At 35.2% G+C, this 26,387-nt stretch carries 22 protein-coding genes; 6 read left to right on the top strand and 16 right to left on the bottom strand.

Going from position 1 to position 26,387, the window contains the following annotated elements; all coding sequences use genetic code 11:
* Positions 1-7: 7 nt before the first annotated feature.
* The 14 genes from purE to AS161_RS01345 form a co-directional block, all read right to left on the bottom strand.
* A complete protein-coding gene (gene purE, locus AS161_RS01410; RefSeq protein ID WP_164541592.1) occupies positions 8-565 on the bottom strand; it encodes a 5-(carboxyamino)imidazole ribonucleotide mutase in 558 nt (185 codons plus the stop codon).
* 22 nt (positions 566-587) lie between these two features.
* Positions 588-1,787, bottom strand: coding sequence for a 5-(carboxyamino)imidazole ribonucleotide synthase (locus AS161_RS01405; RefSeq protein WP_164541536.1), 1,200 nt, complete (start codon positions 1,785-1,787; stop codon positions 588-590).
* 38 nt (positions 1,788-1,825) lie between these two features.
* Positions 1,826-2,956, bottom strand: a complete 1,131-nt coding sequence (locus AS161_RS01400) for a solute carrier family 23 protein (protein WP_346774407.1) — start codon at positions 2,954-2,956, stop codon at positions 1,826-1,828.
* Between the two features lie 268 nt (positions 2,957-3,224).
* Positions 3,225-4,004 (bottom strand): ABC transporter ATP-binding protein, encoded by a 780-nt coding sequence (locus tag AS161_RS01395; protein ID WP_011994251.1) that lies wholly within the window; start codon positions 4,002-4,004, stop codon positions 3,225-3,227.
* A 14-nt stretch (positions 4,005-4,018) separates the two neighbouring features.
* The gene (locus tag AS161_RS01390; RefSeq protein WP_164541534.1) at positions 4,019-4,735 is read right to left on the bottom strand and encodes a transglycosylase SLT domain-containing protein; all 717 of its coding nucleotides are present in this window, start codon (positions 4,733-4,735) and stop codon (positions 4,019-4,021) included.
* Between the two features lie 33 nt (positions 4,736-4,768).
* Complete coding sequence (locus tag AS161_RS01385; RefSeq protein ID WP_011994249.1) at positions 4,769-5,131, bottom strand: divergent PAP2 family protein; 363 nt, start codon at positions 5,129-5,131, stop codon at positions 4,769-4,771.
* A 39-nt stretch (positions 5,132-5,170) separates the two neighbouring features.
* Positions 5,171-5,596, bottom strand: a complete 426-nt coding sequence (locus AS161_RS01380) for an ATP-binding protein (RefSeq protein WP_011994248.1) — start codon at positions 5,594-5,596, stop codon at positions 5,171-5,173.
* Positions 5,597-5,631: 35 nt separating this feature from the next.
* Positions 5,632-6,378, bottom strand: coding sequence for a DUF4940 domain-containing protein (locus AS161_RS01375; RefSeq protein ID WP_164541533.1), 747 nt, complete (start codon positions 6,376-6,378; stop codon positions 5,632-5,634).
* Positions 6,379-6,384: 6 nt separating this feature from the next.
* On the bottom strand, positions 6,385-6,936 hold the full coding sequence (locus AS161_RS01370) for an epoxyqueuosine reductase QueH (protein WP_164541532.1): 552 nt from the start codon (positions 6,934-6,936) through the stop codon (positions 6,385-6,387).
* 1 nt (position 6,937) lies between these two features.
* Positions 6,938-7,387 (bottom strand): D-aminoacyl-tRNA deacylase, encoded by a 450-nt coding sequence (gene dtd, locus AS161_RS01365; RefSeq protein ID WP_164541531.1) that lies wholly within the window; start codon positions 7,385-7,387, stop codon positions 6,938-6,940.
* Between the two features lie 2 nt (positions 7,388-7,389).
* Complete coding sequence (locus AS161_RS01360; RefSeq protein WP_241241308.1) at positions 7,390-9,540, bottom strand: bifunctional (p)ppGpp synthetase/guanosine-3',5'-bis(diphosphate) 3'-pyrophosphohydrolase; 2,151 nt, start codon at positions 9,538-9,540, stop codon at positions 7,390-7,392.
* A gap of 62 nt (positions 9,541-9,602) precedes the next feature.
* Positions 9,603-10,475 (bottom strand): site-specific tyrosine recombinase/integron integrase, encoded by an 873-nt coding sequence (gene xerA, locus AS161_RS01355; RefSeq protein WP_164541529.1) that lies wholly within the window; start codon positions 10,473-10,475, stop codon positions 9,603-9,605.
* 30 nt (positions 10,476-10,505) lie between these two features.
* The gene (rnc, locus tag AS161_RS01350; protein ID WP_241241307.1) at positions 10,506-11,147 is read right to left on the bottom strand and encodes a ribonuclease III; all 642 of its coding nucleotides are present in this window, start codon (positions 11,145-11,147) and stop codon (positions 10,506-10,508) included.
* Positions 11,090-12,166: an ExsB family protein gene (locus tag AS161_RS01345; protein WP_241241304.1), complete on the bottom strand. Its 1,077-nt coding sequence runs from the start codon at positions 12,164-12,166 to the stop codon at positions 11,090-11,092. The genes rnc and AS161_RS01345 overlap by 58 nt, the downstream gene beginning before the upstream one ends.
* Before the next feature lie 221 nt (positions 12,167-12,387).
* Between AS161_RS01345 and AS161_RS01340 the strand changes: the two genes are divergently transcribed.
* Together AS161_RS01340 and AS161_RS01335 are read left to right on the top strand one after the other, a co-directional pair.
* Positions 12,388-14,046 carry a formate--tetrahydrofolate ligase gene (locus AS161_RS01340; protein ID WP_164541527.1) on the top strand — a complete coding sequence of 553 codons (1,659 nt, stop codon included), beginning with the start codon at positions 12,388-12,390 and terminating at the stop codon, positions 14,044-14,046.
* 221 nt (positions 14,047-14,267) lie between these two features.
* Positions 14,268-15,551: a Glu/Leu/Phe/Val dehydrogenase gene (locus tag AS161_RS01335; protein ID WP_164541526.1), complete on the top strand. Its 1,284-nt coding sequence runs from the start codon at positions 14,268-14,270 to the stop codon at positions 15,549-15,551.
* A 65-nt stretch (positions 15,552-15,616) separates the two neighbouring features.
* Here the strand turns inward: AS161_RS01335 and AS161_RS01330 are convergent, their stop codons facing one another.
* The gene (locus AS161_RS01330; RefSeq protein ID WP_164541525.1) at positions 15,617-17,620 is read right to left on the bottom strand and encodes a S9 family peptidase; all 2,004 of its coding nucleotides are present in this window, start codon (positions 17,618-17,620) and stop codon (positions 15,617-15,619) included.
* A 199-nt stretch (positions 17,621-17,819) separates the two neighbouring features.
* On the opposite strand from AS161_RS01330, the gene AS161_RS01325 reads away from it, so the two are divergent.
* Genes AS161_RS01325 through AS161_RS01310 form a run of 4 tightly spaced genes read left to right on the top strand, consistent with a single transcriptional unit; the run spans position 17,820 to position 24,666 of the window.
* Entirely contained in the window at positions 17,820-19,535 is a 1,716-nt protein-coding gene (locus tag AS161_RS01325) for an ABC transporter ATP-binding protein (protein WP_164541524.1), read from the top strand.
* Between the two features lie 51 nt (positions 19,536-19,586).
* Positions 19,587-21,059 (top strand): GGDEF domain-containing protein, encoded by a 1,473-nt coding sequence (locus tag AS161_RS01320; protein WP_164541523.1) that lies wholly within the window; start codon positions 19,587-19,589, stop codon positions 21,057-21,059.
* A gap of 33 nt (positions 21,060-21,092) precedes the next feature.
* Positions 21,093-23,123, top strand: coding sequence for a S8 family serine peptidase (locus tag AS161_RS01315; RefSeq protein ID WP_164541522.1), 2,031 nt, complete (start codon positions 21,093-21,095; stop codon positions 23,121-23,123).
* Complete coding sequence (locus AS161_RS01310) at positions 23,116-24,666, top strand: hypothetical protein (protein ID WP_164541521.1); 1,551 nt, start codon at positions 23,116-23,118, stop codon at positions 24,664-24,666. The genes AS161_RS01315 and AS161_RS01310 overlap by 8 nt, the downstream gene beginning before the upstream one ends.
* A 28-nt stretch (positions 24,667-24,694) precedes the next feature.
* Here AS161_RS01310 and AS161_RS01305 read toward each other — a convergent pair whose 3' ends face one another.
* Positions 24,695-26,356: a hypothetical protein gene (locus AS161_RS01305; protein WP_164541520.1), complete on the bottom strand. Its 1,662-nt coding sequence runs from the start codon at positions 26,354-26,356 to the stop codon at positions 24,695-24,697.
* Positions 26,357-26,387 lie beyond the last annotated feature (31 nt).

Genomic DNA, 26,387 nt, shown 5'->3' with positions numbered 1-26,387 from the left:
TTCACGATTATTTACCTCCTTCGTGACTTTCATTAATTTCATGACTTTGGTGTTTCTCATATCCTTCATACCCTAATTCTTCCAACAATTTAGCTTTTTGAATGACTTCTTGCTGTAAAGATATTCTATACTCTTTAATTTTTTCCTTCAATTCCGGATATTTTAAAGACAGTATTTGAACAGCAAGCAAACCTGCGTTTTGCGCATTATTTATCGCAACTGTTGCGACAGGTACACCTTTTGGCATTTGCACTATAGAAAGCAAAGAATCTAAGCCATCTAATGAGGAAGCTTTCACAGGTACACCTATTACTGGCAGTGAAGTAATAGATGCAACCATACCTGGAAGATGAGCGGCACCACCTGCACCAGCGATAATAACCTCTATACCCCTTGATTCAGCATTTCGCGCGTATTCAAACATCCTTTGAGGTGTTCTGTGGGCAGATACAATTGTTATTTCGTAAGGAACATTAAACTCTTCTAAAATTTGTGCTGCAAATTTCATAACCTTTAAATCAGAATCACTGCCCATTATTATTCCAACAATAGGGTGTTTTGGCATATTTGCTTTATTAGTCATATTCCTATCCTCCACCAATTTTTTTATCACCTACTATTTTAACCTTTTCTCTCAGGTATCTTGCTTTTTCAATCGCTTTTTCCAAATTTTCATCCAAAACTGTGATATGGCCCATCTTGCGTTTTGGAAAGGTTGAATCTTTACCATAAAAATGGAAATACGCACCTTCTATTTTGAAAACTTCTTCGAGATTTTCGACTATCGGTTTACCTTGATATCCTTCTTCACCTAAGAGATTTATCATAACCGACGGAGTGTGCTGATAGGTACTACCAAGTGGAATATTACATATAGCCCTTATATGTTGCTCAAATTGATTTGTGAAACATGCTTCAATCGTGTGATGGCCTGAATTGTGTACTCTTGGAGCGATTTCATTTACAAGAATATCATTATCCTTTGTTACGAACATCTCTATAGCAAATACCCCTACTCCTTTAAGTGTTGAAACTATCTTTATAGCGATATCTTTTGCCATTTGTGCTATGTTTTTATCTATTCTTGCTGGGCTTATTAGAAAATCTAATATGTTTGCCTTTTCATCAAATATCATCTCAACAACTTCGTACAATTTGATTTCTCCATTTTTATTCCTTGCCAAAAGCACAGAGATTTCTTTACTTATCTCAACGTATTCTTCAATATACGAATCAGATTTTATTATTTTACTTAAATCATCTTTTTCTTTAACAAGGAAAACCCCTCTCCCGTCGTATCCTCCACGCCTCGATTTTTGAACAAAAGGAAATTTAATGCCGTTATTTTCAAGAGCTTTCAGTATGCTCTCTGTATCGCTAAATTTTGAGATGTCCAATTCCAATACACTTGGGGTTGGAATGCCATTTGATATGAGAAACTGTTTTTGCTTGAGTTTGTCGTTTATAACCTCAAGTATATAAGGTGATGGTTGGATATTGTAACCTTCATCATACATTTTTTTCAGAAATTCTGTATTTGTATGTTCTATTTCGTATGTTACAACGTCAGATTTCTCGATTAAATTTCTTAAAGCTTTTTCGTCGTACAAATCCGCGACGATAAGCTCATCACTGAGGTGTGATATAGGACAATTGGGCTTTGGATCTAATGCTATAACCTTAAATCCAATGCGCTTAGCTTCAAATGCCATCATTCTTCCCAATTGTCCTCCACCGATGAATCCAATAGTTTTAAATGGATAAACAGTTCTTTTTTCAGTATCCATAAAATCTATAAATCCCCCACGACTTTATGCGGTTTTCTTTATTTTTCTAACTTTTCAGGAATAACAAGATTTGCGATTATACCAACTATCGCGGCAAGAGCCATACCTTTTAATTCAATACTTCCAATCTTTACACTTGCTCCACCAATTCCAAGCGTTAGTATCAATGCGGCGATTATAAGATTCCTTGATTTTGAGAAATCCACTTTTGCTTCAACCAAAGTTCTTACGCCTATCGATGCAATCATTCCGAATAGTATCAAGCTTACTCCTCCGATTACAGCTGTTGGTATCGTTTGGAGCACTGAACCAAATTTTGAGAAGAACGCTATTATCATTGCTATGAAAGCAGCGCCTCTTAGAATTGATGGATCGTAGACTTTTGTAATTGCAAGTACTCCGGTATTTTCACTGTACGTTGTATTCGCTGGACCACCAATGAGTGCTGCCAACATTGTTGCCAAACCATCGCCAAGGAGAGTTCTATGTATGCCGGGCTTTTCGAAGAAATTTTTCCCAACAACCGCTCCATTTGTTGTTATATCACCTATATGCTCCATTACAGTGACAAAAGCCACTGGTGCGATTAAACTTATCGCGCCCCAATCGAATTTTGGCAGTATGAAATTTGGAATTGAAATCCAGGCTGAATTTATGATAGGTAAGTAATCCACTATTCCAGAGAGTGCCGAAGTGATGTAGCCAACAACCACGCCGATTAAGACAGGGATAAGTGAGAAGAAACCTTTGAACACCGTTGCAGATGCTATTACTGTAATTATAACCACGAATGCGATGGGCCAATTTGAAGATGCCATATTTACCGCAACTGGTGAAAGACCTAAACCAATTACCATTATCATTGGACCTGTTACGACTGGTGGGAAAAGTTTTTTGATTATATCTGTTCCTACCAATTTGACAATTAGTGAGAATATCAGATAAACTGTTCCGGCAACCACAATTCCACCGAGTGAATATCTTATATCACCGTATTTTTCCTTAACCATGATTATTGGCGCAATGAAAGCAAAGCTCGAACCCAAGAAGACTGGTACAGTACCACCGGTCACAAAATGAAATACCAAAGTTCCTAAACCTGCTGTGAAGAGAGCAACAAGAGGATCTAAACCAGTCAGGAGAGGAACTAAAACCGTTGCGCCAAACATCGCTACGAAATGTTGGAGTGAGAGGATAAATCTCTTCGATGGCGATAGAGAGGAAACATATCCTGAGGAATTCGAAGAAATTTCATTAGAAATACCAATAATATCAGTTTTTTCCATCTTTTTTCCTCCTTTCTCGCCTCACTGGGCGAAATTAAAGGTATTTGACTTTTTTTCTCTTACAAAGCTATCCTAACACAAAAAAGTACACAATGTCAACGTTAATAGTAAGTAAATTAAGTTACATTTATAATAATAAGGTTGCAAGATGTCAAATAACTATAATTGGGTATTCTACATCTGGAGAGTGTATAATCTTTAAGTTTATATCGTATATTTTTTCGAGAATATCTTTATTTATGATTTCTTTTGGTGTACCTACTTTGGTTATTTCACCATCTTTCATAAGTGCTATTATGTCACAGTATTTCGCAGCGATGGTTATATCGTGGAAAGTTCCTAATACAGTCTTTCCCATTTTTGTTAACGATTTTAAGTAATCCATCACTTTTACAGACTGACCTATGTCAAGATGATTTATCAACTCATCTGCGATTATTATTGGTGTATTTTGGTAAATCGCTCTTGCAATAAGGACGCGTCTTTGTTGACCACCACTGAGTGTTGAAAATGGTCTTTTTCTGTACTCTACTAAATTAACAGTGTTAAGAGCATTTATAAGTTTCGATTCATCAACTTCTGTATCAAAGAAATTTTTTGAGTGAGCTATGCCTCCCATTTCCACTATTTCTTCAACTGTATAATCGTAAGATGGGTTGAAATCTTGGGCTATGTACGCAATGTTTTGTGCTATCTTTTTGTGTGACATATGCTTAATATCATTTCCGTTTATCATAATTTTTCCCGAAGCGGGTTTTAGAAATTTCATTATTAGTGATAAAAGTGTTGTTTTACCCGAGCCGTTTGGACCTATTATACCGAAGAACGTTCCCTCTTCTACGTATAGGCTAATATCCTTTAACTCAAAATTTTCACCGTAAGAGAATGATATGTTCTCCAAGGAAATTACAATTTTTTTCGTGTTTGACATTGCTTTCAGTCCCTTCAATTTTCACTTTTTGTTGTTGATGTATCGGTTGAGTTTTCATTTATAGTTGAATTTGTTGTTTGAGTTTCTTGAGTTGTTTCTTGTGTTTCTTGAGTTGCTTGTTGTGTTGATGAACTTTCCGAAGTTTCGATGAATGTATTTATGTTTATTTGAGCTTTTTCTTTAAGCTCTTTTTCGTGTAAACTTTTATAATATTCGTACTGTTGCATTATTGTGGCAGCATATTTTTGCTTATTTTTACCATTGTTATATTCTTCAAGGGCTTTTGAGAGCGAGCCTGTTTTTTTATAAAGGTAAGACAAATATGCTGTTCCGTAAGTTATGTTCAATTTATAATCAGTGAGCAAAGCATTCCAACCATCTTTTGGAACTTCCAGTTTAAGTAATCTAGCTATACCTTGTGCAGTTGACGGCAAAATCTGCATCATCCCAAGTACCCCACCGGGACCTTTAGCATTTGTAAAGTTACTTTCTATGGCTATTACAGTGCTTATAAATACAGGATCAATGTTGTATTTTTCACTTATATCTGAAATAGTATTCCATAAATCGTTAATGAATTCTTCTGTTGTTTTTTCCTTCACGTTTGCTCTTCTTTTAGTAACCACTTCCAAAAACCATTTAGGTGTTTCACAAAGCGCTATAGAGCTTAGTATTAAAATAAAAGACAGAACTAAGATTAATTTGCTAAGCTTTTTGGCATTATTAAGCAAAAAGTCACCCCCGGAATATAAAAATAATTTCTATCAGCGCATAACTTTTACAGTTATCAAAGCAACGACCCATCCCAAGAAGAAACCGTATATAACTTCCATAAGGGTATGACCTTTGTTTGGGTCAACGTTTCTTCTTAAGCCAACGGCATCAGCTGTAACTATTGAAAGAAAAATAGCGGCAATAGCGGTTTGTGAAGAAGAAAAGCCTGTTGTATATCCAACTGACCATGCTAACGCGGAAGTTGTAGCCACATGTGCGCTTGGCATACCCCCGTATCGTCCGAAAACTCTTATGTCTTTATATATGATAACTTTCAAAAATTGTGCTGAAAGGAATCCAAATAGCGCAGATAGAAAACATGTGTTTTTAAACAATTCTTTAAGCCACAACACACTAATCTTCCTCCGTTATTTATTCTAAATTAATCCTTACTAATCTTCTTTTTTCGGTGGGAGTAGGTATTTTTTCCTCAAATAGAGGAGATTGCCTTCAGAGACGTCCTTGAATTCCATGACATCAAATATACGTTTAATTATATATACTCCCAATCCACCTGGTCTTATGTCGTCAAGGTCACGTGACTTAATTTGGGAAGGATCAACTTTTGGCCCAAAGTCCCTCAAGAAAATTTCTAATGTATCTGGTTCTAACCAATTTACTGTCATTGTTATGTACTTTGGTTCTCCTTTATAAGTATGTTGGATAATATTAGCTATAGCTTCGTTTATAGCTAGTTCTGTATCGAATATGTCTTTATCAAAGACACCTCTAAACGTTAGAAATGTATGTAGAATAGCACGTGTTATTTTTATATTTTCAACCAACCCAGGAAACGAAAAAACAATTGTTTGGTTCAAGTCATCGACCTCCCGTATAAAGAAAAGGAAAAGTTTTATTTGTGAATTTTACTAACCAAAATACCCAACGTTATTTTCTCTATATTCTTCGAAGGATTAAAGTATGTTTCCTGCTTAAATTCATTTAGTTTGTTGATTATTGGCCCAAAGTATTTTTCATCGATGTCTTTGAATAGTACATAACTAAGCAGTTCTAACCACTTTTCTAAATCAGATTTTTCTTCTAATTGTTTTTCTAGTGCAATATTTGGTAATTCAGTATAATCTCCTCCACCGAACCATTTGTTAATAAGTAACGCTTGTCTTAACCCTTCTTCTGGTGTTTCTACAATATCCGATATGCTGTAACCATACTTAGTTTTGATTTCGGTATTTGCAGAAAGCAAGTGGATATCTAAATTATTGTAACTTACAACACCAAACGTTATATTTGAAAGAGAATATCTTGAAAACTCTTTCTCTTCTGGACTGTTATATTTTACCACAAGAATCTTGAATTTTTTCAATTCGGTTTTAAAATGTTTCGCCAAGGTTTTTATTTCTTCAGGATAAGTGTAATTTTCAAGAACCCACTGACGTACAAATTTATCCAAAAGTTGAGCAACAATCTCTTTTTCATCATTTACTTCTAGTAAAACAATTAAGTCACCAATTTGATAAGGTATGAGCAAGTATTTCTCATCTTTGTATGTGTATTCAATCCTAACTTTTGAATTAATAGCTATATCTGCGTACATTTGTTTTTCGAGTTCAAGTTCTTCCTTTGATAGGTAAATTTTCATTTGTTTTCACCTCATCGTTATTAATTGTGGTTGTTTTGAACTCATTGAATAAACGCAACCGCAGTAATTTTGTCTGTATATTCCAAGTTGCTTGATTAGCCTCTGAGCATCGTTATAAAGTGGGCTTTTACGGTACACATTTGGAAGGAATTCTACCCCAAAATTTTTCATAACTTCAAGCCCTATCTTATTTATCATTTCAACAGATTTTCGTGGTGAAGATGTAAGTGTTGTAGAGAAAGAACGATAGCCGTTCTCTTTTGCAAATTTTGCTGTTGCCTCAAGCCTCATTCTTATGCATATTTCACACCTTTTACCTTTCTCTGGTTCATTTTCAAAACCTCTGGTTAATTTAAAGAAATTTTCGGGGTCGTATGGCACATCAATCACATTTAAATTCCACATATTTGCAAGCTTTAGTACTTCATTGTATCTTTTCTCGTATTCTGTTTTTGGGTGTATGTTTGGATTGTAGAAAAATACATCACCACGTGCGCCAGAAAGATAAGCGATAACCAAATCTGGAGCGCAACAGACATGTAAAAGATGGCATTTCAAATTAAAACACCTTCTTTGAATCCAAAAGTAAAGTTACAGGTCCGTCGTTGTGTATCTCAACTTGCATGTACGCAGCGAATATTCCCGTTTCAACATGCACACCATATCCTCTCACAAGTTCTATGAATTTTTCGTATAGCTCTTTTGCTAATTCTGGGTTTGCACTATCAGAATACGATGGTCTTCTACCTCTTCTGCAATCGCCGTACAACGTGAATTGTGAGATAATCAAAGCTGAACCTTGAACATCTAATAGCGAAAGATTCATTTTCCCATCATTATCATCAAATATTCTCAAATTTACAATTTTCTCAGCTAAGTATTTTGCATCATCGATGTTATCATCTTTACCAACTCCAAGTAAAACAACAATTCCTTTCTCTATTTGTCCAACAATTTTACCATCGACTGAGACACTTGCTTTTGTAACTCTTTGGACAACTGCGCGCATTTTTAAGAACGCACCACCTTTCTAATTCCAGGAAATGACTTGAAAAATTTCATTATTTCTTCGAGCTCTTCAAGGGATTGGACGTTGACGTTTAGAGATATAATAACGTAATCGTCAGAAATTATTTCGAATTTAAAGTTTCTTATTTCAACTTTCTTTTCCATGGCTTTGGACAAAAGATCAGGCACACGTTCTTTTCTATCTAATTCTATTTTAACAAGAACATTGAATTGAGCGTTGATATCCGCTCTCCAAACTGCCAAAAACTTTCTGTCATTTCCCAAGTTTACTACGTTAGCACAATTCGACCTATGTATAACCAATCCTCTTTTACTTGCAACACCAACTATTTTGTCGCCAGGGATAGGATTGCAGCATTTAGCAAACAAAATTTCGAGACCCTCAAGCCCATCGACGATAACTAAAGAACCGGTAGATTTCTTTTTCTTAGTTTGAGTTTTCTTCTTTTGTTGTTCTTTGATTCCAAGAATTGAAAGCAAATCATCTTGTGTTAACGTTTTATCACCGAGTCTGATGATAAATTCTTCTTCATCTATTTGGTGAGCTGTTTGGTACTTTTTTATCTCTGGTTTTTCCAATAATTCTTCAATTGAAATATTTAATTTCTTTGCGATTCGCCTAAGTACGTCTTTACCTCTTTCTATCAGTTGTTCTTTTTCTTTCTCTTTAAAAAATCTCTTTATCTTTGCCTTTGTTCTTGGACTTTTGGCGTATCTTAGCCAATCAAGGCTAGGTCCAGGTGAAGATTTATTTACTATGATTTCTACAACGTCACCGTTATTCAATTGATAATCTATTGGTACAATTTTTCCATTGACCTTTGCACCAGCAAAGTGATGACCAATTTCTGTATGTACCGCGTAAGCAAAATCGATTGGTGTCGCGCCGTATGGAAGGTGGATTATTTCACCTTTTGGCGTCAAAACAAAAACTTCAGACATCTGGAGCTCTTTTTTCAGATCATCAAGACTTGCGTAACCTTGCGAAAGTTCTTTCCGCCATTCAGCTAACCTCAAAATCCACTTTTGTTTTATATCTACAATCGGTTCCCCTTCTTTATATGCCCAGTGTGCTATCAAACCATACTCGGCCTCTTCGTGCATTTGGTAGTCTCTGATTTGCACTTCAAGTGGTTCGCCAAATTGCGTAATAACAGTTGTGTGGATGGACCTGTATCCATTTGATTTTGGCGCGGCGATGTAATCTTTGAACCTTCCCGGCAATGGTACCCATAGGTTGTGTACAATGCCTATCGTAGTATAACAGCTTGTTACATCATTTACTATCGCTCTTAAACCCATTAAATCGTACAATTCGTTAAAATCTTTGCCTTTTTGAATCATCTTTTTCCATATACTGTAGTAATGCTTGTATCGACCTTCGACTTTCGCTTTGATATTATGTTCTTGAAGAGCTGTTTCCAATTGTTGGATGTATATTTTTAGGCGTTCTTCCCTTTCAACCTTCTTTTGTGCGATCATCTGCTTGATTTTTTGGTACTCATCGTAATGAAGAACTTTAAAACTAAGGTCCTCAAGTTCAGATTTTATAACGTTAATTCCAAGCTTATGTGCGATAGGCGCGTATACTTCCAAAGTCTCAAGTGCCTTGTAGCTTTTCTTTTCAACATCTTCAACGAAGTCTATAGTTCTCATATTGTGTAGTCTATCAGCTAATTTTACAAATATAACACGTACATCCTCTGCCATTGCAAAAAGCATCTTTTGAATCGTTTCCAATTTTTTCCTTTGCTCTATATTTCCAACGGGCGCGTTTATTCTACTTACCTTTGTTACACCATCAACGATTAGTGCTATATCGTGCCCAAATTGTTTCTCTATCATCTCGTAAGTTACTTTCCCATTACTATCTTCTATAGCATCATGTAGGATGGCGGCTATAATACTTTCAATATCAAGCTTCAACGAAGCAACAATTTTTGCCACTTCCAAAGGATGCGAAATGAACGGCTCGCCGGATTTTCTGTACAATCCCTCGTAAGCTATCTTAGCAAGTTCGATTGCTTGAGCTATTTTTTGTTCGTCTTCGTTTGTAATTTTTTTCTCAAGTAACTTTTCGATTTCATTTATGAAATTCTTGGTCATTTCATCGTTGTTATTATCTTTAACCATAGTGAGCTCTTTCTTTTCACTTTTACTTTCTGACATTCAAACACCTCTGATGTTTTTAGTTTTCAAATAACCAACTTTTTAACCGCATCGAATTTCTCTTTATCTGCTACGTGTAGATAAATACTTGTCGTGCTTAAATTTGCGTGGCCCAAGAGTTCTTGTACAATTTTTACGTTTACGTTGTTCATTATAAGATGGGTTGCAAAAGAGTGTCTTAGCGTATGTGGGTGAATCTTCTTATTTATGCCAGCCCTTTGTGCGGCACGCTTTACTATCCTAAAAACAGTTGCTGGATGTATCGATTTTCCACGACTTTCGATAAAGTAAACTTTCGGTTTATACCTTTCCACGTACTTTTCAAGTAAAGGAATTATGCTATCGCTGATTGGAACGAGCCTATCTTTGTTTCCCTTACCCATAACAACCTTTATATATGGTGGATAGAAAGACACATCTTCTACTCTCAAATTACACAATTCACTTACCCTTAACCCACAAAAATAAAGAACAGATATGATCGTTTTGTACTTCAATTCTTTCTCTTCGTCAAAAGTATTTATCATCGCTTTGACTTCTTCCATAGTGAGAAAACTTGGAATTTTCTTTCTAAGCCTTGGATGTCTGACACGCTCGGTTGGGTTTTCATTTACTACTCCTATGAGTTGGAGATAATCGAATATAGTCTTAAGCGAGGAAATGTATCTTGATATAGTTGTTTCAGTAACTTCTCCACCGGTAATTTCACCTTTCGAAAGTGCTTTGACAAACTTTTCAACATCGCTTCTAACAATATCCTTTGGAGGTTTTTGTATATATTCAAAAAACCTCCTTATATCTTTTATATATGCCTTTACTGTATTTTCAGAACTTCTTCTCACATGTACAAGATAATCTTCGTACGTTCTCAATAGCGCTTCTATATCGATAATATCCACTCCTCAATATTTTCACTATTTGTTCTTTGTTTAATTTTCGTCTCTTGTTAGAATTTCGTAAGCTTTTTTTGCGGCATCTTTTTCCGCGTCTTTCTTTGAATTACCTATTCCCATCGATATCTTTTTTCCCTGTATGTATAATTCGACTAAAAACTTCCCGTTTTCATCGTTCTTAACCGTTTTGTACTCTGGCAGTTCTTTGAACCTCTCTTGCGTAATTTCTTGAAGAGCGGTTTTGTAATCGAATATCCTTTGGCCTGTGTAGAATATTTCAATCTCTCTCTTCAGTTTTTCGCCAAAAACTTTTACCACTGACTCAAGATTTCCATCGAGATAGATAGCAGCACACAGCGCTTCAAATGCGTCTGCTAATATACTACTTCTTTTCCTTCCACCTGTCTTTTCTTCGCCTTTGCCAAGGAAGATGTACTTACCAAGCTCAATTTCGTTTGCTAATTCAGTAAGTACCTCTTCGCTAGCAACGGCACCTTTCACTTTTGCCATATCGCCTTCATTTGAGTCTGGGTAATTTCGATAGAGTATATCACATACGACGAGTTCTACAACGGCATCACCTAAGAATTCTAATCTTTCGTTGTCTTGAACATCTCTGCCTATTTGATTGAGTTCGTATGCGTAACTTGAATGGCAGAGGGCATTGAACAAGAGCATTTGATTTTTAAAAGTGTATCCGAGTCGACGTTGGAGTTCTTCAAGTACTCGTCTTTCTCTGTCTCGTAATTCGTCCATTCACATACCTCCACAACATGGAATGTTCTTAATTTATTGTTTTTTGACTCGTACCATTCTACCTTAATCGGTACGGCAAATTCTGGCTTGAGTTTACCTTCTACAACCCAAAACTTTGATTCTTCCACCCTGTAGATTGATGGATTTGCAACTATTTTTAAAATCAATGGTTTGTCTGCGACGATTACATCGTCGACAACATCTATGTTTTTGAGGTCTTCAGCCAATTTGTACACTTCTTCCCTAAACGGTTTAACATTTATCACCGCTATATTTTTTGATAGTGGCCCAACGATTTTTATATTGGCGATTTCATTGCCATTTGGGAAGTAATCGAGAACCATCTCATTTGCAATAGCTGTTGCTTTTCCATGGTAAGCCGGATTTGTCATTGGTTTTAAAAGATGCTTTAATTTACATCCTTCTCTAAGGGCGTGTTCACCTATTCGTCTGATTTTCACACCGTATTTATCTAATATTTTTCTAATTTCATCTTTACCTATATCACCTAATGGTGCATACATTGAATTAAATACACGTAATCCAGTTTGTCCCCATGTATCCGATGAATTTGAGCCTGTTACGACGATTCTGCCATTTGCATAGCTCAAGACTGTTCCCATCTTTATCTGTCTTGTGCACATGTTACAAGACGGGCCATATTTCCATATCTGTTCTTGACCGCGATTATATAAAAAAGTTACTTTGAAACCAAACTTTTCAGCAAATTCTGAAACTATTTCGAGACTATTAGAATAAGTGTAAGGTCCATATACAACGTGTACTAATTCAATATTTTCTTTTCCAATAGCTTCAGCGCACAAAAGAGCACTTGCGGTGCTATCCATACCACCGGAAAACGCTACTACAAAATCTTTACCGTATTCTTCTGCAACATTTTTTATATCTTTCAATATATCTTCTATAGTTACTATAGCCATTAATTATTTCCTCCTGCAGTATTCTATTGTTCTATAACCTAATTTTCTATATTTTACCATAATTTTCAACAATTTTGAATAGGATTAACATTTTGTGAATTACATTGAAAATCGTACAAAATTATTCTGATTTCTTGAAATTCTCTTTTTGATAAATTGAGATTGCAGTGATAAACTATTGATAAGATGTTTAACGAGATAAAATTTGGAGGTGATGAGAGATGTTAAGTGATATTGAGATTGCGAAACAAGCAAGTTTAAAAGATATTAGAGATATTGCAAAATCTTTAGATATTCCTGAAGATATGCTCAAACCTTACGGCAGGTATATAGCTAAAGTTGACCATAGGTATTTGAACACGCTCAATGCCAAGCCTAATGGAAAGCTTATACTCGTTACAGCGATAACACCAACACCGGCTGGGGAGGGTAAGACAACCACCAGCATAGGTCTTTCCATGGCGCTGAACAAAATTGGGAAAAAATCGATAGTTACTCTCAGAGAGCCATCACTTGGCCCTGTTTTTGGTGTCAAAGGTGGTGCGGCGGGCGGTGGGTATTCCCAAGTACTCCCTATGGAAGATATTAACTTACATTTTACCGGTGATATACATGCAGTAACGACCGCACACAACTTAATCGCCGCGATGATTGATGCGCATATTAACCATGGAAACGAATTAGGAATAGATTTGAGGAAGATTTATTGGAAACGTGCTATGGATATGAACGATAGAGCTTTGAGAGAAATTGTAATTGCACTTGGTGGTAGTGCAAATGGTTATCCAAGGGAAGATGGTTTTTTAATCACAGCTGCTTCTGAAATTATGGCAGTTTTGTGTTTAGCAAAGGACTTAACTGATTTGAAAAGAAGAATCGGCCAAATTGTAATTGCTCAAGGAAGTAATGGATTAGTTAGAGTGAAAGACATACAAGCCGAAGGCGCGGCAGCTGCACTTTTGAAAGATGCAATTAACCCAAATCTTGTTCAAACAATTGAAAACACTCCTGCGTTTGTACATGGTGGCCCATTTGCAAATATTGCGCACGGTACAAACACATTAATTGCAACTAAATTAGCGCTCAAACTTTCAGATTACGTTGTTACAGAAGCTGGGTTTGCGGCGGACCTGGGTGCTCAAAAATTTTTAGATTTTGTTGCTCCAACTGGTGGTTTATTTGTAGATGCAGTTGTTATCGTCGCATCGATACGTGCATTGAAATACCATGGTGGAGTACCGAAAGATAACCTTAACGAAGAAAATGTAGATGCAGTAATTAAAGGCTTGGAGAATTTGAAAGTGCATATTGAAAACATGAAAAAATATGGTGTGCCCGTCGTCGTTGCGCTGAACAGATTTTCGACCGATACAGAAAAAGAAATAGAAGCTGTTTTGAAAAACAGTCCAGCTAAATGTGTGCTTAACGAAGCCTACGCGAAAGGTTCCGAAGGTGCGATAGAACTTGCGAAAGCAGTAGTTGAAACTATCGAAAATGTGCCAAGTAATTATAAGCCTTTAGTGCCAAGTGATTTACCTGTTGAGCAAAAGATAGAGTTAATAGCAAAAGAAATTTACAGGGCAGGAAAGGTTATCTACACTGATACAGCAAAATCAAAACTTTCGATGTTAAAAAAGAATGGATTTGGAAATTATCCGGTAATTATAGCCAAGACACAAAATAGCATCTCAGATGATCCCAAAAAGATAAATGCTCCATCTGGATACGAATTTACGGTGAGAGACTTCCAGATAAGTGCTGGTGCTGGATTTGTCGTAGCTTTAGCAGGCGAAATAATGCTTATGCCAGGTTTGCCAAAAGTACCAGCTGCAGTAAACATAGATATTGACGAAAATGGAGAAATTACAGGACTATTCTAAAAAAATTGCATACTTGAATATCTTTGAATATCTCAAAGAAAAAGAGAGATTTTCAATAATTTTCCATAAAAATGTGATACTCTTCACAAAAATTCTGGTTGATACTTTTAAATATATGGAAGATAATAAATTTAGAAACATCTCTTAATTAAACTCGCCGGTGAAAGATAGCCGAAAATCAAAAAAACCGGCGTTACAATGATTAGAGGAGGGTGTAAAAGATGAAGATTAGCGAGATGGGTAACCTCAAGCCATTTGGACCACTATACGAAAATGCTCAAAAGCAGTTCTTAAAGGCAGCAGACCTTATGAACCTAGATCCAAACATTGGAAATTTCTTACTCTGGCCACAAAGGATTTTAGAAGTTCACTTTCCAGTAGTAATGGATGATGGAAGAGTTGAAATATTTGAAGGTTACAGAGTACAACACAATACAGCAAGAGGACCAGCGAAAGGTGGAATAAGATACCACCCAGATACAAATCTTGACGAAGTTGCATCACTTGCATTCTGGATGACATGGAAATGTGCAGTTATGAACCTTCCATACGGTGGCGGTAAGGGTGGAGTTAGAGTAGACGTTACAAAACTTTCCGAAAAAGAACTTGAAAGGCTAAGCAGAAGATTCTTCTCCGAAATTCAGATGATGGTTGGACCACAAAAAGATATTCCAGCTCCAGACGTAAACACGAACGCGAAGATAATGGCATGGTACATGGATACATACAGTATGAATGTTGGCTACACGGCTCTTGGTGTTGTTACTGGTAAACCACTTGACCTTGGTGGCTCAGACGGAAGACCGGAAGCAACAGGTAGAGGAGTTTCCATTGTAGCAAACGAGGCATGTAAAGCTCTTGGAAAAGATATATCAAAAGCAACAGTAGCAATTCAAGGTTTTGGTAACGTTGGTTCATACAGTGCAAAGATACTCAGTGAAGAATTTGGCGCCAAGATAGTCGCAGTTAGCGATGTAAGTGGTGGAATTTACAACGAAAATGGACTTGACATAAATGATGTGATAGCTTACAGAGATGCCAACAAAGGACTTATAAAAGGATATCCAAAAGCAAAACCAATCACAAACGAAGAACTTCTTGAACTTGATGTTGACATACTCGTCCCAGCCGCTCTTGAAAACGCAATTACAATTCAAAATGCAGACAAAATAAAGGCAAAGATTATTGTTGAAGGTGCAAACGGTCCAACAACACCAGAAGCAGAAGAAATACTAATAAAGAAAGGTGTTCTTATTGTTCCTGACATTCTTGCAAATGCTGGTGGTGTTACAGTTTCTTACTTCGAATGGGTACAAGACCTCCAAACATTCTTCTGGGACATTGACGATGTTAGAAAGAAACTCACAAAGATGATGGTTAACGCATTTGCGGAAGTTTACAAGACAAAGGAAAAATACAATACAGACATGAGAACAGCCGCATATATTGTTGCTATAAGCAGAGTTGCAAATGCTGTCAAAGAAAGAGGATACTACCCAATGTAATAATTAACCGAATTAATAGTAATATGAAATCCCCAGCTTTCGCTGGGGATTTTCGTTTTATATATTTATGACTTTAAATACTTGTTAAACCAATCAGTTATTTCCTGTAATCTTCTCAATCTATGCTTAGGTTTACCACTCCTAGAAAGTTCGTGATTTTCTCCTTTGAATATAACCAATTTAGCATCGACTCCAAAGTATTTTAACGCGGTGAACATCTGAATACCTTCAACGAGCCAACATCTGTAATCCTCATCTGAATGGATAAAGAGTGTTGGTGTTTTAACTTTATTGGCGTATTTCATTGGGGAATGCCACCAAAGTTTTTCAAAATTATCCCATGGATTTGCTAAATGTTGATCTTCTACAAAATAGTAACCTATATCTGTTGTTCCAAATTTTGAAATCCAATTTGCGATACTTCTTTGTGATACTGCTGCTTTGAATATATCTGTGTGACCAATTATCCAATTTGTCATATACCCACCGTACGAACCACCGGTTACTCCTAGTTTATCTTTATCGATAAATGGATATCTTTTTAGCGCTTCATCAACGAATTTCATTAAATCCTCGTAGTCAACAGTACCATATTTTCCTCTTATATCAGCAAATTCGTTTCCTCGTCCGTCACTTCCCCTTGGATTTGTAAACATCACGACGTATCCTTCATTTGCCCAAACTTGCATCTCGTGGAAAAATACCTCACCGTATACTGTTTTTGGACCACCGTGGATATCGAGTATTGCTGGATACTTTTTTGAGTTATCGAAATCAACGGGCTTTATTATCCAACCTTCTATTTCAACTCCATCATCAGAGAAAAATGTAAATCTTTCTGGCTTGGAAATTTTCCTTTCTTTTAAAACCCACTCATTAAATTCGGTAATTTGTTTTTCATTGCATCCTGGTTCCAATTTATAAACTTCCTGGAGTTTATAATCCCTTAACCCAACAAAATATATTTTTCCGTTCTTTACGTCAAATCCATCAATTGACCCGCCTTTATTTGTCAATTTTTCTATTTTTCCATCTTTCCCTATTTTATTCAAATAAGAACTATTCCATTCTGTTGTGACAAAGTAAAGATATTCTCCATCAACTACGGCATTTTTGTTTGAGCCGTACCTACAATCAGAACCAACGCTATTCCAAACGCTTAAATCAAATTCTGGAGTAAGCAATTTTACATTTTTTGTAGAGAGTTCTAAAAGGTAAAATTTCGGATTTTCATTTATACCGTATTTTTTCATGTTACTACCAGCGAATATTATTGAATCATCCAAAAAGTACGCATAAACATACTCAAATAGTTCTTCATGGGTTAATTTTTCAAGAGAATTATTTTCTATATCATACAAAAACAAATCACTTCTTATTTCCATTTTGTTTTCGTATCTATTTGAGACAAATAAAATTTTCTTTCTGTCTTGACTTACATCAAAATGATGAACATTGGTGAGCTCATCAGTGATAGGCATGAATTTATTTTCTCTTAAATTAAACAAATACAACCTTGCTCTTTTTTTGTTGGTAAAACCTTCTCCATTCGACCAAAATGGTATTTCGTCTATCACCTCGTAGTCTTTTTCTTCTTTTAATTTCTTTAAAATTTCCTGCTTATCTTTCTCTTCAATATTTGAGAAATCAGGTATGTACTTACTGTAAGTCGATAGTAAAACGAACATTTCGTCACTTAACTTTTCAATTTTTCTAATGAGAAACGGTACCTCAAAATATTTCTCAGCTTCTCCACCGTTCACGTTAATTTTGTAAAATATTGTGAACATTTCGCCATTTTCCATTCTCTTTTTGTCTTTTTCTTCCCTAATTTCTGAAAATAAGATACTCTCATCGTTTAGCCATATAAAACTTTTTTCCTTTCCGAACGATGTTAATTGGAACATTTTTTCTGTTTCGGTATCCAAAATCCATATGTTTGATGTGTAATTGTTTTCCTCCTCATTCATTGTGTGGACGACAAAGCCGACTAATTTTCCGTTGGGTGAGAACGAGATGTTAGAAACAAATTTGAACTTTAATAAATCTGATATAGTAAGTTTTTCCATGAAGACACCTCCAATCTAAGATAAAATACAATAATGGTTAATTATTTCTATTATACTAAATTTTATTTGAAGAAAGAAAATCAATTTTTCATACTGTAATTTTTAATTCAGAGGTGATATAATTGTTAGTGATTCAAACTATTTTTTATTTATAATTAAGTATAATTTTGTATATAATTGCTTGATTGGAGGGATTAATTTGTTCAAGGAATTTCTCAAAAAGCGCTGGCATTTTTATATTTTTGGAATTATTTCACTGATTATAATCGATTTACTGCAACTTTTTGTTCCAAAATTTGTTGCGAAAGCGGTAAATGCTCTTCAAACGATTAAAGATATAAATGAAGTTAAGACTTTTGTGCTTTCGATATTAGCTTTAGCGTTTGGAATGCTTATCGGTAGATTCTGGTGGCGTTACTTTATTATGGGAAGTTCAAGGTATTTCGATTATTATGCCAAAAAGAACCTTTTTGACAAAATTCTTGGACTTGATATGTTCTTCTTTGACAAACATAGATCGGGAGATATAATGGCTTACTTTACAAACGATATAGCAACGGTTGAAAGAATGCTTGGAATTGGCGTTGTTCAACTTACCGACGCTGTTTTTATGAGTTCCATGACAGTTTTTTTCATGGCAACTTCAACCAATTGGAAACTTACACTGATTGCACTCTCGCCACTTCCTGGGATTATATTAATCTCTGCGTTGTTTGGAAAATTAATTTTTAAACGTTCGAGGCGAGTACAAGACGTTTATTCGGAACTAAGTGGTTATACGGAAGAGACAATGGATGGTGTAAGGATTATAAAAAGCTTTTCTATAATCCCAAAAATCGAGGAACTCTTTGAAGAACGCGCGAGAAAACACTTTGATGCAACAATTTCACTCATCCGAGTATGGGGCGTCATGTGGCCATTGGTGCACTTTGTTGGAACGTTGGCGTTTTTCTTGGCGCTCACCGTTGGCGGTCCTATGGTTGTAAAAGGGACCGTTACATTAGGAGACTACTTGGCCTTTAACAGTTACATAGGTATGCTCATATGGCCATTGACAGCTTACGGCATGGTTATGAATGTTATCCAGCAAGGGCGAGCTTCTTTGCAAAGGTTGAGAGAACTTCAAAGTGTTCAACCTTTTGTTGTAGAACCAGAAAATCCCGTAAAATTGGAACATATAGAGGTTATAGAAACAAAAAAATTATCATTTAAATATCCAGAAACGGATAGGTTTGTGCTTAAAAATGTGGATTTTTCCGTTAAAAAAGGACAGTTTGTAGGCATAGTTGGGACAGTTGGAAGTGGAAAGTCAACACTTGTTAAGATAATTAGCAAATTGTACCCTGTTGAAAATGGGCAAGTTTTCATTAACGGAATAGATATAAACCAACTCCATTCAAGGGATATAAGAAAATTAATATCGTATGTACCACAAGAAACGTTCTTATTCTCAAATTCTGTTAAGGAGAACGTCGCTTTTGCCATGGAAGAATACGATTTTGATAAAGTAAAAGAAATGGTAAGACTCTCTGCTGTTGAAGAAGATGTTGAAAAGTTTCCGAAAAAATATGATACAATAGTGGGACAGAGAGGTGTAATGCTTTCCGGTGGTCAAAAGCAAAGGTTAACAATAGCAAGAGCGCTTATGAGAGACGCTGACGTTTATATATTTGACGATTGTTTATCTGCTGTTGACCCAGAAACTGAGCAAGAAATAATCGAAACACTTCGAACAAAGATGAAAGGTTCTACGATGATAATAATAACTCACAGATTAAAAATTCTGCAAAGTGCTGATATAATATATGTGTTAGACCAAGGGCAAGTAGTTGAGAAAGGTACGCATTATGAACTGCTTAGAAACGAAGGATTGTATGCAAGGATGTATAAGAAACAGCTTGTATTGGGGGAGTGAATGGAAAATTAAATACTTTTCAGTAAACAAGTTAAAAATGAAGGTGAAAATGTGGAGCAAAGTTTACTTTTACCTTTTCTTATTGTTGCTTCTTCAGCGGTGGTTTTATTAACTATTCTTTTTGTAATTCAATATAAGAAGGTAAGAAAAATTCAAAAAGAGAATGAAGAGTTAAATAATCTTCTAAGTATTTTTGGTGCAATAAGCAATAATTATCAATTTGGTATCGTTACTTGGATTAACGATGAGCTTGTGTACATAAACTCAAAAATTATAGAATATGCTAATTTATTGGGATTAGATTTAAAAAGTAGAGAACAAATTCAGCTAATGCTTGATAATCCTGAAAATTATCTTACAATATACGATATTTTGAAAGATATACGTGAACATCGAGACATAGATTCAGATTATACCAGAACGTGGAACAAGGAAATAGGGAAAAAGTATGTTGAAATAACTTATTTAGTTAGAATTCAAGGTGATAAAAAAATCAGAGCTATAATTACAAAAGATAGCTCCTTCGAATACCAAAACATCGAAAGGCAGATTTTAAGTGAACTAATAAATATAATTTCAAGCGAACTTTCTAAAAGCGATGTTAGTATAAAAAATTTAGGTGAAAGCATTAGAAAATTATTACTTTCACATGGCCTTATCGATACATTTGGAATAGCATTTTTGGAACCTAACGGTTACATTTATTACCCATACTTCAAGTACGTTGACGATGATGATAAAAGTGGCATGCGTTTTGGGCCCGAGGTAAAAAATTTGACAAGGTATGTTATAGATAAGAATATTAAGGTTCATATTCGAAACAGTGAGAAAGAGTGGGTACTACCCGAAGGATATTCTTTGTATAAAATTCGTGGTGAATTGTTCACAATCTACGCTGCTCCGATTGTTTATAAATCTCTTGTTCACGGCGCTGTGCTTTTTGAAAAGCAAGGTGAAGATCAATTCTCCGATGTCACAATTAACCTATTTGAAAAAGTTGCTAATATAATAACTTTGGCGTTCTCGTTTTTAGATGTACTCAATGAAGTTGAGGAAGAAAGAAGAAAGTTATTTGAACTTTCGATAAAAGATTACCTTACTGGCGCATACAGCAGAAGATTTCTTGAACAATACCTCGAGAAAGAATTGTTTAAGAGCAAAAGAATGAAAACACCTTTATCAGTTGTGTTCATAGATATTAACGACTTTAAAAAAATCAACGATATTTACGGACATGTGTACGGTGACAACGTACTTAAAATGTTTGTTAAGATTGCGAATGAAACTATTAGGTCAATGGACTTGATAGCAAGGTATGGCGGCGATGAATTCGTGATTGTTTTACCAGAAACGGGAGTAGAGAATGCTCAAAAAGTCATCGATAGGATAATTGACAGATTAAAGGAAGAAAATATAAACATCTCTTATGGAATCATCGATGCTTCTGAGTATGGCAGTATAGATGACGTATATAAAAAAGTCGATGAAAAAATGTACGAGATGAAGAAGAAGAAGAATCTTTAACTTAAATGTCAATAGTTTTTAGGGGGAAATATTGTGAACATAAATTTTGTGAATTTTAAGCGGTTTAAAAAGTATTTATCAATGCTAACGATAATTTTTATTGTCGCTATTTTCTTTTTATTATATTCCTGCACAAATAAGTTGAACAATTCAAACAATATTCCTGATAATACATCTTCTCAAGAAGATTATTTTAATGACAGACTAATCGTAGGATACGAAGATGAAAACAAAATCCCCGATATACTGAATTTGTTAGATGGAGAAATTATTCTGCACATCCCTGAACTAAATGCTGTTTCTGTCAAAATTAAGCAAAATGCTGAGTATGTTATAAATAAATTATCTAAGATGGGTGACATTTCAAAATGCGGTATAAGATACGTTGAGTTATCTTACAAAAGGTACTTAGAGCCAGCTTATAAAAGTAAAGAACCAGAAGTATCTTTGTCTAAAGAATTAATCGGGGTATCACATTTTGCGTATGCAAATTACACAGGTGAATCACTTGATTTTTATTTATGGAGTCATAGAGTTGTTAATATAAAAGATGCGTGGAATGAAAACCTTTTTGGCGATGACATAGTCGTCGCGGTTTTAGACACAGGAGTGGATGGAACAAATCCGGACTTACAAGGTCAGATTATCGAAGGTTACAGACCTTTATATGATACAAACATCCCACCTAATTCTGATTCCTCTTACGGAGGTTCTCATGGCACTCATGTAGCTGGAATAATTGCGGCAAAGAAAGATGGTAAAGGTGTTGTTGGAGTAGCTCCAAAGGCGAAGATAATGCCGATAGTTATATTTGATGATGGTGGTTGGTATATTGGTGATGACTACACTGCAAAAGGTATTATCTGGGCAGTTAACCATGGAGCTAAAGTGTTAAGCAACTCTTGGGGTGGGCCAGGTTATTCTCAAATTCTAAAAGATGCATTTGATTACGCGCTTGAAAAAGGAGTTACTGTAGTAGTCGCGGCTGGTAATTCAACATCTTCCCAGACGTTTCTGTATCCTGCAAACTATCCGGGTATCATACAAGTTGCCGCAGCTGAATTTAACGGTGGCAATGTTAAGACTGCGTATTTTTCAAACGGGAGTCCTATGATTACAGTTGCCGCACCTGGTAGTAATATCCTTTCGACGATGCCACAGGATGGATCGAATGGGTACGACAGCGATTCATTCATTTGCGACGAAAATGGTGGATACTATGGTTTCATGTCAGGTACATCTATGGCAACACCTTATGTTTCCGGACTTGTTGCATTGTTACTTCAAAAATATCCAAGTGCAAAACCTTGGCAAATAAGAAAAATTATCGAAAGTTCGGCATTGGATATTGATGAACCTGGGATTGATGAAAGATCAGGCTTTGGACTTGTACGAGCAGAAGCGGTTAGCGAGGAGCTTCCAACAACCGGAGGTACTGATTTCATCGTACATACCACCGATTATTTCGGAAGTTGGGATATTCAATCTGCATTTGTTTCATTAGTTGGTACTTCCACGGATAATAGACAAGTTAGATATTTTGCTAAGACAAATAAAGACGGTTTGGCAAAGTTTGTAAGTATAGATAGTGGTATATACGATATATTTGTAGGTGGCCCGGATAGTTTTGAATCATCAACGGGTTTAACCACACAGTGTTTAAGAAAAGCGGAAGAAAGACAATACAATTTCAAAAATTTTAACTTGAGCGATTTAAACACACTTAATGTAAAATTTTCTTCAAGTGCAGGCATAACCTTGGAAAATAAACCAGCGAATATGAAACTTGTCTTTCAAGATATGTTAAAACCTTCAACTGATACCACCGCATACACTTGCGTTGACTTTTCAAGTATTAATTCATATGATTTTTCCAAAATGAGTGGTAAGTATTATATAAAAGCGGAAATTAATCAGCCTGCGATGAGTGACATAACCCTTAATGGAACAGTTACCATCAACGGATTTAAAATACCAATTTTTGGTACAATAACAAAAGGTTCAACAAATACAGTTCTTCGCGATAAATCAGGAAATTACTGGACGGTGTTTGGCAATGAGTAAAATGAATAGAAATTATAGAAAGTTCTTCCTCATAATAATTCTTATAATTACTATTTTCCTTTCCAGTTGTGTTAGTTTCAAAAATTCTGAGAATTATATAAAGTTAGTAATTTCAGAATACAATTCAGGTCCCGCGGTAGAAGGGGCTAACGTAAAGCTATACAGTGGAAGTACATTATTGGAAGAAGCAACATCTAATGAAAAAGGAATAGTTACATTCAGTAAAACTATTCAAATTGGTAAACCATACACAATAATTATCTCAAAACCATCCCATGCTAAAACCGTTATAGACATAGAGAGATTACAAAGTTCATTGACAATAAACACAACTCTAAGGAAGGCAAATTTTGTTGAAAACATGGAAAATAAAATGAACATCATCTATTCAATCTACGATTCGGAACAGAGAAAATTAAAATATACACCAAACGAAGAAGGTATCTATAATATTTTTTTCACATCTTCTATTTTCATCGAAGCACAAGCGACCTCATCTGATATTCCTATCTCGCACATGTACGCAAAAATTGGTACTCCGCCGGGGGCGGAGTTTTTGACTTCTCCAAGATTGTACAGCGAATCTAGTCGTCTATCGGGTAATATAGAAACAACAGGTTTTTACGGAAAAACTTATCTTTTTATCGATTGCTATGACGTAAATGATAACAGATATGAGAAAATAATACCGATTTATTTCTCAGATTCAGTTAATTTAAAAATCAAACCTTACATAGTGGAACCACAAAAACCCGCACTTTATGCTTACACAATTAGAAGTGAAACAAAATACTATAATTTTTCACCAATCTTGGAAATTTTAGAGAGTTCAAGCGTTGGTTTAAATACTTACATAAAAATAAATTGGAAAAGATGGGAAGAGAGTACACAAAATTTAATTACAGAAAAACCTTACGGATATGTGGTTTATCGTTCTTACGACGGGAAAAATTTCGAAAAAATAGCCGTTGTTTCTGATAGAGAAAACTCATACATAGACACTTCGCCAACAAATAGATTTGGAAAAAGAGTGTGGTATGCCGTTGCTAGTGTTTATAAATTTTTGGAAGGGGCAAGAAGCATAGTTGGAAGTGTTGTTTTACTCCCATCTTTTAAAATGACTAATGTCAAACCGTATGATGGTGAAACAAACGTTTCTGTGACACCAGAATTTTCTTGGAAATTTGAGGGACTTGAAGATTTTGAAGGAATAAAGTACAAATATGAAATATGGCTTTACGATTGGACTGTAAATAAAAAACATTACTACTATCCAGTTGATAGTAGTAACAATCGAATAATATTTAAAACGAAAAATCCAGAAGTTAACATAAAATTTGAAGATTATAGATGGAAAGGTTTAGATGAAAATAAATTGCAATCCAACAAGCCATATGAATGGGCACCTGAACTAATGGCTGCTATTTTAGAAGACGATAAAAATAACTCTATTGCGGTATCTATCGTTTGTGATTACAACGGAAGCATATCTCCGGTTTTGATACCACCTGAAAAGTATTATCTTTTTATAACAGGAAACTAATTATCTTCATTGATTTTGATATTTTGTGCTATTTAACAACCCCAAGTACAAAAAGCCTTATAGTTTCAGATTTTGTGGGAGTTCCATAAGGTTGATAGGCTCCTGTTATTATTCTTGGATCGTACGAGTAAGTTTTGTAGTAACCTGTTACTGTCTGACCAGTTGATGGGTCAAACGTTCCAACAGGGCCACGTACGTTTTGCATTATACTACCAAATACAAAGAGTTGACCAACTGATTCATCTGTATCGTACCCTTCCACCTCAAATGATCCATCGAAAGAAAATATACTTGAAAACAATTTCATGTTATGGAGTTTCTCTTTTATTACAACATCCTTAATTGCAACGATGTTTAAAGCGGAAGTTTCATTTGATGTGACAAAATCTTTTATCTGCTCAATCTTATCTGCTGTTACGACTTCACCATTAGGACTGTGTTCACTTGCGTTAAAAACTTTTTTATATGTTTTGTAAGGTATTATCCTATCTTTTATGTAAACACTCTTTTCCGAAAACAAAGTATAATTGCCATTATATGTGGAAAGACTAGTTTGACCACCTATAGTCATGTTACCTGTCGAATATATCACTCCGTTGAAATTGAAGACAAATTCATCCGGTTTTCCTCCTCCTTGTTTCCTTATTCTTGCCAAAGGTGGACCCGATGGTTCCCATTTAATTATATAGTCAACGTTTCCTTGAGATATTTTGATGTCATAGTTTGAATTTCCTTGACCATGATTGAAACTGACAGTTATATCACCCGTAAATTTGAGCCCACTTAGTTTATTTGGGTTATTTTTCACATTATCGTATGTATCAACAAGCGAATTAATTGAACTTTGGTATTGAGACTTTATAGCATTAAAATCTAAAGCATTAATATCTTCTTGAGTTAAAATTTTATACGGTGGATTTCCCAACAGATTTGCGTAGTTAGAATAATTGCTCGGTTGAACTACATTACCATTTTTGTCTTTAATTCCAATGATTTCAATTGTACTTAGAAATGTAGGATTACCACCAACATTGTTTATATTTATATAATCATGTGTTCTGAGTGGGCCATCAATGGTTTCACCTGATTTAAAATATATTGTTTGCCCGTCTGGAATTTTTTCTTTATTAGTAAAATACACATATTGATTTAAAAGTTTTGAACCAACTATTCCATAAGAATAAGTTGAATTTCCATTTTTTACAACACGCGAAACTAAAAATAAATTCAGTTTATTCATATTGAACGCATATATTTCAATAGAGTCTAAGCCTCGCTCCGATTTATAATTCGATATTTCACTTATTACCGATGGATCAATTGAGTAATTTTCATTACCAGTCATGGAAATCACTTTATAAACACTATTAGCTTTAACATTTTTCGTTACAAATTGTTTCCAATCGTTATTTAATTTGTTCAAAAACTCCGAATTAAACCAACTGGGAGAGTTAGGTGAAAAGGGAATATCGAAACCAAGTATACCGGCACTTTTACTTCTTATCATGCCTATGCCGACGTTTAATGTATTTAAAGCATCAACTTCTAATTGTGATTCTAAACGCATTCTTATTTCGTTATTTCTGTAATTCGCAAGTACTTCGTATATTATAAGGAGTAATATACTAGCAACAGTAAGAAATATCAGTACAATTGCGACCGCAAAACCAGGTTTTTTTCGATTTGGCATACTTATTCCCCTCCTCTATTATCCCGCTTCT

It is taken from the genome of Fervidobacterium sp. 2310opik-2 (assembly GCF_011057735.1).
Taxonomy (GTDB): Bacteria; Thermotogota; Thermotogae; order Thermotogales; family Fervidobacteriaceae; genus Fervidobacterium; species Fervidobacterium nodosum.
This window is presented reverse-complemented; position numbering and strand designations above follow the sequence as displayed.

Excerpts from the sequence above, each read along its gene's own strand:
- AS161_RS01360 (WP_241241308.1), bottom strand. The coding sequence starts at position 9,540 with ATGGTTAAAGATAATAACAACGATGAAATGACCAAGAATTTCATAAAT.
- AS161_RS01375 (WP_164541533.1), bottom strand. The coding sequence starts at position 6,378 with ATGAAAATTTACCTATCAAAGGAAGAACTTGAACTCGAAAAACAAATG.
- AS161_RS01330 (WP_164541525.1), bottom strand. The coding sequence starts at position 17,620 with ATGGAAAAACTTACTATATCAGATTTATTAAAGTTCAAATTTGTTTCT.
- AS161_RS01395 (WP_011994251.1), bottom strand. The coding sequence starts at position 4,004 with ATGTCAAACACGAAAAAAATTGTAATTTCCTTGGAGAACATATCATTC.
- AS161_RS01405 (WP_164541536.1), bottom strand. The coding sequence starts at position 1,787 with ATGGATACTGAAAAAAGAACTGTTTATCCATTTAAAACTATTGGATTC.
- dtd (WP_164541531.1), bottom strand. The coding sequence starts at position 7,387 with ATGCGCGCAGTTGTCCAAAGAGTTACAAAAGCAAGTGTCTCAGTCGAT.
- AS161_RS01335 (WP_164541526.1), top strand. The coding sequence starts at position 14,268 with ATGAAGATTAGCGAGATGGGTAACCTCAAGCCATTTGGACCACTATAC.
- AS161_RS01340 (WP_164541527.1), top strand. The coding sequence starts at position 12,388 with ATGTTAAGTGATATTGAGATTGCGAAACAAGCAAGTTTAAAAGATATT.
- AS161_RS01400 (WP_346774407.1), bottom strand. The coding sequence starts at position 2,956 with ATGTTTGGCGCAACGGTTTTAGTTCCTCTCCTGACTGGTTTAGATCCT.
- AS161_RS01345 (WP_241241304.1), bottom strand. The coding sequence starts at position 12,166 with ATGGCTATAGTAACTATAGAAGATATATTGAAAGATATAAAAAATGTT.
- purE (WP_164541592.1), bottom strand. The coding sequence starts at position 565 with ATGCCAAAACACCCTATTGTTGGAATAATAATGGGCAGTGATTCTGAT.
- rnc (WP_241241307.1), bottom strand. The coding sequence starts at position 11,147 with ATGCTCTTGTTCAATGCCCTCTGCCATTCAAGTTACGCATACGAACTC.
- AS161_RS01305 (WP_164541520.1), bottom strand. The coding sequence starts at position 26,356 with ATGCCAAATCGAAAAAAACCTGGTTTTGCGGTCGCAATTGTACTGATA.
- AS161_RS01310 (WP_164541521.1), top strand. The coding sequence starts at position 23,116 with ATGAGTAAAATGAATAGAAATTATAGAAAGTTCTTCCTCATAATAATT.